Source organism: Vibrio sp. TRT 1302 (assembly GCF_050113875.1).
Lineage (GTDB): Bacteria > Pseudomonadota > Gammaproteobacteria > Enterobacterales > Vibrionaceae > Vibrio.
In genome coordinates, this window is record NZ_JBNJOF010000040.1 from 1 (window position 1) to 5786 (window position 5786).

At 46.0% G+C, this 5786-nt stretch carries 3 protein-coding genes and 2 pseudogenes; all 5 read right to left on the reverse strand.

Annotation, left to right across the window (positions count from 1 at the left end):
- Positions 1 to 257, reverse strand: a pseudogene (locus ACQEXP_RS21125) (hypothetical protein); the annotation flags it as partial.
- Positions 258 to 278: 21 nt separating this feature from the next.
- Complete coding sequence (locus ACQEXP_RS21130; RefSeq protein ID WP_426971450.1) at positions 279 to 1238, reverse strand: hypothetical protein; 960 nt, start codon at positions 1236 to 1238, stop codon at positions 279 to 281.
- A complete protein-coding gene (locus ACQEXP_RS21135; protein ID WP_426971451.1) occupies positions 1235 to 4450 on the reverse strand; it encodes a LysM peptidoglycan-binding domain-containing protein in 3216 nt (1071 codons plus the stop codon). Before ACQEXP_RS21135 ends, ACQEXP_RS21130 begins: the two co-directional genes overlap by 4 nt.
- Complete coding sequence (locus ACQEXP_RS21140; protein WP_426971452.1) at positions 4447 to 5340, reverse strand: DUF4123 domain-containing protein; 894 nt, start codon at positions 5338 to 5340, stop codon at positions 4447 to 4449. Before ACQEXP_RS21140 ends, ACQEXP_RS21135 begins: the two co-directional genes overlap by 4 nt.
- A pseudogene (locus ACQEXP_RS21145) lies at positions 5337 to 5786 on the reverse strand (hypothetical protein); the annotation flags it as partial. The pseudogene ACQEXP_RS21145 and the gene ACQEXP_RS21140, both read right to left, overlap by 4 nt.

The following is a 5786-nucleotide window of genomic DNA, read 5'->3' on the forward strand; positions in this document are numbered from 1 at the left end:
GAACGAACTCGCATATCAATAAACTCTTCATGCCCCCCAGCCGAAAAGCCCTCAAAAAACTCGCCCATATCTTCAGCTTCTTTATTTTGGTAAATGAAGGAAATTTTTTTATTGCCTGGGTTTAATGGCTCTTGCTGAATCAAATGGCCGTTCGGGTAGTGCTCCACGCCATGTTGGGTAACATGGAAATTGGGGATAAAGCCAAATTCTTCAGGTCCAACCCAATGGTTAGGGCCCACTTGTCTAATCTCACTCATGATTAGCTTGTTCCAAAAGGTTTAATGCCAATTGCATCGTTTACCGGTCCACTCATGGACCTGTTCCGGCCATTTATGTCTTAGGGGGTTACACCAAAGTGCAAAATCAGCAGGTCTAAAAAGAAATACAATTGGCAGTACTAATATAAAGCGAATCAATGCGACAAAGTTGCTGTACCCTAGCTCTCTGGCTTTATCCGTGTTTACTCCCCCGATTCGTGGTTCTTTACTGATTTCATACCATAGTGGCTGTTCGTCTGCCATATAACGGCGAACATACTCCCAATAGCCATACATAGGGGCGTGACTGCCCATATTGTGCAGCAGGCTGAGACATTGATGGCGTTGACCAGTTAAATCAGCATTGACTGCATGCCTAGGGTTGAGCCACAGCATTAACTCATAGCCATCTTTTAACCGCCCATAGCCTATATGGGTTTTCGCCACCATGACGGATATTTCACACTCTTGCCACGGAATACGATAGAGAATTTTATTGTGCCAAACGTAAACCTCTTGGTTTTTTTTATGGAAACGTACCGGCATGGCAATCGGCTTGAAAAGTCCGACCGCTATAGTGACTCCTATCAATGCCAAATAGATTAAGTCGATAACATAGGTATCTGACCATGCCAGTCCATCAATAAATCCCCAACCTTTTAACCCGAGCCATATCAGGGTAAAAAGAAACACCAGCCCCATAAACTCCCCTCTACCATGGACAGACCTAATTCGCATATCTAGAAAGTCTTCATGGCCTCCCGCCGAAAAGCCGTCAAAAAACTCGCCCATATCTTCAGCGTCTTTTCTTCGGTGAACAATGGGGATTTTTTTATTGCCCGGGTTTAATGGCTCTTGCTGAATCAAATGGCCGTTCGGGTAATGTTCCACGCCATGCTGGGTAATGTGGAAGTGGGGGGTAATACCAAAGTCTTCTGGCCCAACCCAATGGTTGGGGCCTACTTGTCTAATCTCACTCATAATTTATTTTTCTCAATTTCAAAAGATTCCAGTTCTGAACTGCTGCGCCAGAACTCAAACCATTGTTTGTCATCATTGATGATAATTTTCGGGTATTTTAGCGAGACAGGATAACCAGCGGGGTTATGATAAGCGAGCGCCAGTTGATAAAAACGATAGTCTGTTGCCAGTTCTGCTTCATCGACCTCAAAGCTCAATATCGCGGTATTGCTATTCAGCAGACTCATCTTGCCGTTGAGGAGATTGGTTTGCCAGCGTTTTTGTTGGCTATGGCTGACCAATAGATCTTTAGTATCTTCCTCTATAAAGCCTTGGAGATAGACACTGACATCACTGGTTAACGGCACAAAACCAGGCAGTAAGATCTGCAGCGTAAAACGGCTCTGCTCACCGGTTTGACTAACATTAATTAACTGCGGAATGGGTTTAAATAGAAAGTCACCAAACGCGGTTAGCTCTTGTTGCATCACTTTAATTGCATCCTGCTGCTCAAGATTATGGCCAAACAGCATCAGTCGCTGTTCTAAGGTGTTGCATTTGGACTTACCGTAAGCATAATCGCCGCGCCCCCAGAAAGAGCCCTTTAAAAACAACTGGGTTTTATCATCCATCAGGGAGGCTCTGACTATATCTAACGTTAATGCCGTCACCCCAAGAACCACCGCTGCAACCGCCATAACTGGCGCCGCCGCAGGCACGAGTGCCACCCACGCACAATAGGCGGCCATTCCATTGACCAACAGTGTCAGCCCCGACACCGCCGTAGCCAAAGCATTTTGGTTGCTAACCAGATCGGTGCCAAGTTGATACCCGCTGGCCAGCGCGGCAACAGTACCACCTACAACCGGTAGCCAACGAAACGTGATTTTTACAATTTTAGTAAGACCATTGCCCAAGCGTTCGAACATATCAATGGTATTTGGCGAGGCAAGTTTGAAATCACTTAGCAATGAAGTTAGTGATTTGGCAGTTGATTTACCAAGTAAATCTGCGCCACCTTCCTGCATAAACTGAGTAAAGACTTTTTTACCGCCGACTTCGCCAAAGCGCGCGCCAGCAAACTGATCGAGTACGGCAAAAGAGCTGGTGATTAAGCCAACCCATGCGTTTGCACGATCTACACCATATTTAAGAGGATTTTCAGAAAACTGGCTGTTCACTTGTGACGTATTGTAAACCTGCACAAGAAAGAACAGACCGACCGCGGTGTTTTGCACATTGGGGGTGAATACCTGCTCTGTCTTGCGATACAGCTTCATCAAGGTTGTTCTTTCACTTAACAGATCGTTGCCGTTCACTTGCTTAAGCCAATACTGAGCATGCTTTTCGACGGCACTTGGCTTACTGCCGGGAGCGGACGTTTGGTTAACGGCATAGAGGTTGACGGTTTGTGTACTCGTTTGATGCTGGGGAGCATTGGTGATGTGACCGGTTGCTGTATAAACCATCACCGCATAAGAAGCCTCAATATCAAACATTACATCCCCGAGGTTGCTTGTTAGCTGGGGAAATTGATAGTCATAGCGGTACGTGAGTAAGGTATAGGTTTCTTGCCAGAGTATACCCGCATTGCTTTCCATACTTAATTGGACCAAAGGAGAAGCAATCGCGTTTATCAGCCCATCGGTGGCAATGGTGGCTGGCATATCGCCTGATTTAATCAGTCCATTTCTTACCTTAGCCATCGCTTCAATACTTGAGTTACTGTTTGTCGTCCCGTTAAGTTCTTTTAGCCATTTAGAGCCTTCTAACACCAATGGCTTGGCAAAGCCTAACGCGGCTAAGAAATGCGCACCTGCGCCTTTTTCCTGTTTTGGTTGTTCAGACACGGTAGCAAGCAGTGTTTTGCTCCAGCGTTGAGCGAGGGCAACGCCTTGATCGGTAGCCTCGAGATTATTGGTCATCGCAAACAAAAGGCTTTCTTTGAGCGCGATTTGCTCTTTGTCGCTGTCATCCAACCATGAGAGCGCAATATCAAGCTGTTCATGCTCTAGCCAAGTCAACCAATCTTCAGATAGGGTTTCAAGCTGCTGTTTAAGTTTGGGCATGGCATCTTGGTAGTCCTGTAAATAGCTCTCCATCTCTTGAACATGCAGATATTTCTCCAATTGTTGCTTTCTTGAAGAACCGGCTGCCGTTTTAAGTTGAGCCATTTGCTCATCACTGCGCTTGCGCATAGAAAGAGCGGCAGCGTACTGGCCTGTTGATTGATACTCAGGGACTTTAGACGCGGCCTGAGCCATCTCGTTATCTAAGATGTGTTTGGTTAACTTCGCCATTTGCAGCGGGTGCTGCGAAGTGCTCAAGCTAGACATAGTGAGTTCGTAAGCGATCGAGAACTCTCGGCATAGATCAGTGGCAATACCAACCGCATCAACAAGGCAAACCGCATAGTTATTTTTAGGTGTTTGCGCTTCGTATGGGACCCGTATCCCGTTGATATCAGAGATCGGCTCTAATTCTGGAAATGTCCATTTTAGAAAGCTCTCTACAACTTGAGTATTGGCTAACAAGTTCTCTATATCGTAAAGCGGCCTAGTATCCGGTGCATTACCTGCTGCAGCTTGTGCAAAGTCGATACGTTGACCAAGTTTGACGATGGTATCAGGGTTGGTTTGTAAGTTTGATAGCCTTAGCTGTGATAGTGGTGTTACGCTCAGCCACATGGTGGCTTTTGTGTTTTGTTTTTGCTTAAGGATCGGTAATGCGGATTCAACTTCGGCTGGTATCTCTCCAAAAACACAACGAGCATCTTGCGCAATACCATCTTGATAAAGCACTTCAATTAGGTACTGTTCGTCTTCGTTATAAAGGTAGACGGTATGATCGATCAACTCTCGAGCAATATAGTGATGCTCTTGCATCTTGGCTAAGTCAACACCTACTGACAATCTCTCTGGTAGTGTTGCTGAGCTATCACTATCTGCCACCGCATAACGCATTGGTTTTACGGTAAACCACTCATCTCTTAGCGGGCAGTCCTCGACAACGTTGTCAACAGGCTGAACACTGGCGACGATGGCCGCATTGGTTGCTGGATCGGCAGTGCCAGACACCAGTACCGCATCCTGTGGAATATGAATCACCTCACCCACATCAATTTTATTTGGATCAGCAATGCTCGGGTTTGCGTTGTGTAACGCTTTTACGGTAATGCCGTTTGCACGCGCGATAGCGGATAAGGTATCCCCTGATTGAATGGTATAGTTCATGGGTAGTTCTCCACTTCGTCTCGTGGTTTTTGGGCAAGTGAGACAGACAATTGATTGGCATGTTTTAAACGCTGCTCTAAGGGAACTTTTACGTCACGCAAACAAGCCGTTATTTGAGGATAAAGTGAGTTCTCAGCTAAGATGTTTCCAAGCCTGCAAACAATATTTAGATAGTAGGTCGCGCATTGTTCGGTGACTTGGCCAAGTTGTTTCAAATCAGCCAACTGCTGTAAAACAAATGCGTGCGTTTCTTGTTTGCTTGCTTGTAGTTTGTCAGGAAAATACTCTTCTATGTGTTGGATAAGTCGCCACGCTGTGTATGCTGTGGTCGCATCGCTCAGGCTCTGCCACTCTTCATCAGTAAAGAAAGCTTCTTTTAACGCTTGGGGTGTTTCCGAACACGATTTTGCTTCTGCGTACTGTTGGTTAAAAGGGTTTGGTAGCCATAAGTTTTTCATTGGCCCCATCCAAGACTCAAAGCGTGTTTCTTCTGTAGCTGTGAGTAAATAATGCAAAATAATCGGGTCATATAAACGAGTTAAGTCATTTTCTAACCCACTATGCTGGCAAAGAATCAGTTTGTTCCAGTGTGTTTCGAGATCGGCGATGCAAGCGTCAGATTCGAAAATGACGCCATATCGATAAGGTGCCGTTTCATGGGCCCACTCTTCAATCTCTTTTGCCCATGTAACGAGGTATGGACCAACGTCTGAGACATTTGACCAACGAGTATTGCGTAATAAAGGGCGATACTCGATATTTGTGCTCAGTTCTCTGCGTAACGTTGCAACCATAAATTCCAGTTTAGGCAGTAGTGCGCCATCAAGAATCATCCAACGGGGTAACCTTGATACGGTGGGGATCTCAGTGCAGAAAGGAAAAGTTTTCATAATTTAGCATCCTCACAAGCTTTGCAAATGGCACTGCCCTTTCGTGCAGCCTCAACAACAGTATTTCGTTGTTGTTCAATGACAATAGGTGTCAACTCTTCCGGTGCTTGCTGCAACTCCAATCCCTTTGGAAGGGTCGCTTTCAGTCCACTGTAACCGCTGCCACTGCCCGCGCTGCCACCTGAGTTCAAATTGACTTTCGCTCCAACCAAGCTAACGCTAGAAGCATCCACTTTGATAAAACTGCCACCGGCTTTTAGGGTTAGTTCTGCCCCCGCTTCGATAACAATTTTGAGACCAGCGTTAAGGTGAACTTCACTACCGACCTCTATCGCGCAGATTTGTCCCACTTTTTGGTGGAAGCTCCCCTCCACAATCGAGGTGGTGTCTTGTTTGACTAGAGTACGGCTTTCGCCCTCAACGGTGAGGTTGTGGCTGTTTTTAAT